Raw genomic sequence first — 2293 nt, 5'->3', positions numbered from 1 at the left:
GGCGTGGCCCGGGGGGGGGGCGCCGCCGCCCCCCGCGCCGGCGCCGCCGGCGGCCGGCGCGGCGGGCCGCGGCCTGGCGCGCCCTGCCGCGGGTTCCCCCCCCCCCCCCCTCCCCACCCGGCCCCCCGCTGCGTACCCTCACCGCAGCAGCACCGGCGTACGCGGCAGCGCGTGCCCGCCGTGCAGACTGCCCCCCGGCCCGAGGAGTCCGCGCCCGTGTTCACCACCCGGCCCACCTTGCAGGGAACCTTCGGCATGGCCGCATCGACGCACTGGCTCGCCTCCCAGTCGGCGATGGCGGTCCTGGAGGACGGCGGGAACGCCTACGACGCGGCGGTGGCCGCCGCGTTCGTGCTGCACGTGGTCGAGCCGCACCTGAACGGCCCGGCCGGCGAGGTGCCGATCCTGATCGCCCCGGCCGGCGGTCCGGTGCGGGTGCTGTGCGGCCAGGGTCCGGCGCCGGAAGGCCCGTAGCCGCACCAGCGGCGCGCGGAGAGAAGCAGTCGTACGGGGCGGGACCGCCGTGGTCCCGCCCCGTCGGCGTTCCGTGAGCTGCGGCGGGGGAGCGTGGCGGGGGAGCCCGATGGACGGGTGACGGGTGCCGCGCTCCGGCGGGGTGGTGCGCCGGACGGTGTGCCGGGCTCCGGGGAACTGCGCGGCGAGCGGTGCGCCGGGCTCCGGCGGGAGAGTGCGGCGGACGGCGTACTGCGCTCCGGTGGGCCCGTGCCGGGCCCGGTGCCGGGGTGGTGTCAGGCGCGGGCGATCGGGGCCAGGACCGCGTCGGTGAGGGCCTGGAGGTCGGCGGGGGCGAGTTCGACTTCGAGGCCGCGGCGGCCGGCCGAGACGCAGACCGTGGCGTGCGCGGTGGCCGAGGCGTCCAGGGCGGTGGGCAGCCGCTTGCGCTGGCCCAGTGGGGAGATGCCGCCGCGCACGTACCCCGTCGTCCGCTCGGCGGCGGCCGGGTCGGCCATCGTGGCCCGCTTGCCGCCCACCGCCGCCGCCAGCGCCTTCAGGTCGAGCGAGCCCGAGACCGGCACGACCGCGACCGTCAGTGCCCCGTCCACGTCCGCCACCAGCGTCTTGAACACCTGCTCGGGGGCGACCCCAAGAGCCCGGGCCGCCTCCTCGCCGTACGAGTCGTAGGCCGGGTCGGTCGGGTCGTGGGTGTAGGAGTGCAGCGTGAACTCCACGCCGGCGTCGGTCAGCGCGACGGTGGCCGGGGTGGCGCCGGCGGGCTGCTTCTTGCCCTTCGCCGCCTTGGCGTGCTGCTGCGACTTCCTTGCCACGAGACGTACTCCGGGGTGTCGGGGCCGGCCGGCAGCCGGTAGCCGGGGCCGCCGGCTCCGGGCCGCAGGCCGGGTCAGTTCGGGCTGGTCGGGCGCCGGGTCAGGTCGACCATGGGCAGGGACGGGAGCTTACCGATCACCGCCGCCTCGGCGCGCAGCAATTTCAGCTCCTCGGCCAGCCGGCTCGCCGTGTCGGGGGCCTGGAGCAGCCGCTGCTTGGCCGGCACGTCGAGCACGGCGGCGGCGGCCACTAGGTACGACAGCACCGAAGGCTCCTCCGGCAGGTCCTGCCCCGAACTGGCCACCGACCGCTCGCGGGCCCCGGCCAGCCGCTTCTGGTAGGTGCGGAACGCCCGCACCACACCGGAGGCCAGCGCGCCGGCGCCATCGCCGGCGACCTCCTCCAGCGGTTCGATCTCGGCGGTCAGGTACGGTCCCGAGGCGTCCACGGACAGCAGCCGGAAGCGGGTGGTGCCGGTGGCCACCGCCTCGTACGTGCCGTCCTCCTGTTCCCGGATGGTCGCCGCGTCGGCGATACAGCCCACCGCGTGGAAGGCCCGGATCGGATCGTCACCGAACCCGGCCGCCGCGCCGCGCTCGGGCTCGGCGGTCGGATCGGGCAGGCCGGGCGCGGTCGGGGCGACCTCGCGGCCGTCGCGGATGGCGACCACGGCGAAGTTCCGCGGCTCGTCCGACGGCAGCGCAGCGAGGTCGCGCATCAGCGCACGGTAACGCTGCTCGAAGATGTTCAACGGCAGCACGAGCCCGGGGAACAGCACGGTATTCAGCGGAAAGAGCGGCAGGCGGGCGGCAGTCACGACGGGTAAGCCTAATGGCCCGCCCCGGTTCCGCGACTCACGGTGTGCCACACCCGTCGCGCCGGCCGCCGGCTAGCTGCGCCAACTCGCCCCCGCGCGCGGGGTTTTCGCCCTGCGCGGCGGGCCCGACCGGGGGCGCCGCCGGCGGGCCGTGGCCGCGCGGGGGGGGGTCGTATACACATCTGACGC

The 2293-nt window shown here is 76.9% G+C and carries 2 protein-coding genes and 1 pseudogene; 1 reads left to right on the top strand and 2 read right to left on the bottom strand.

What is annotated here, in order from left to right; all coding sequences use genetic code 11:
• Positions 1-216: 216 nt before the first annotated feature.
• Positions 217-468: pseudogene (locus tag AAHZ94_RS32855) on the top strand (gamma-glutamyltransferase); the annotation flags it as partial.
• Positions 469-749: 281 nt separating this feature from the next.
• On the opposite strand, the gene ybaK reads toward AAHZ94_RS32855, so the two are convergent.
• Positions 750-1286 (bottom strand): Cys-tRNA(Pro) deacylase, encoded by a 537-nt coding sequence (gene ybaK / locus AAHZ94_RS32850; RefSeq protein ID WP_349997364.1) that lies wholly within the window; start codon positions 1284-1286, stop codon positions 750-752.
• A gap of 74 nt (positions 1287-1360) precedes the next feature.
• The gene (locus AAHZ94_RS32845) at positions 1361-2104 is read right to left on the bottom strand and encodes an LON peptidase substrate-binding domain-containing protein (protein ID WP_349997363.1); all 744 of its coding nucleotides are present in this window, start codon (positions 2102-2104) and stop codon (positions 1361-1363) included.
• Positions 2105-2293: the final 189 nt, after the last annotated feature.

The organism is Streptomyces sp. HSW2009 (assembly GCF_040240285.1).
Lineage (GTDB): Bacteria > Actinomycetota > Actinomycetes > Streptomycetales > Streptomycetaceae > Streptomyces.
Note: the sequence above shows the minus strand (reverse complement) of the source record. Positions and strands in the feature narration are given on the sequence as shown.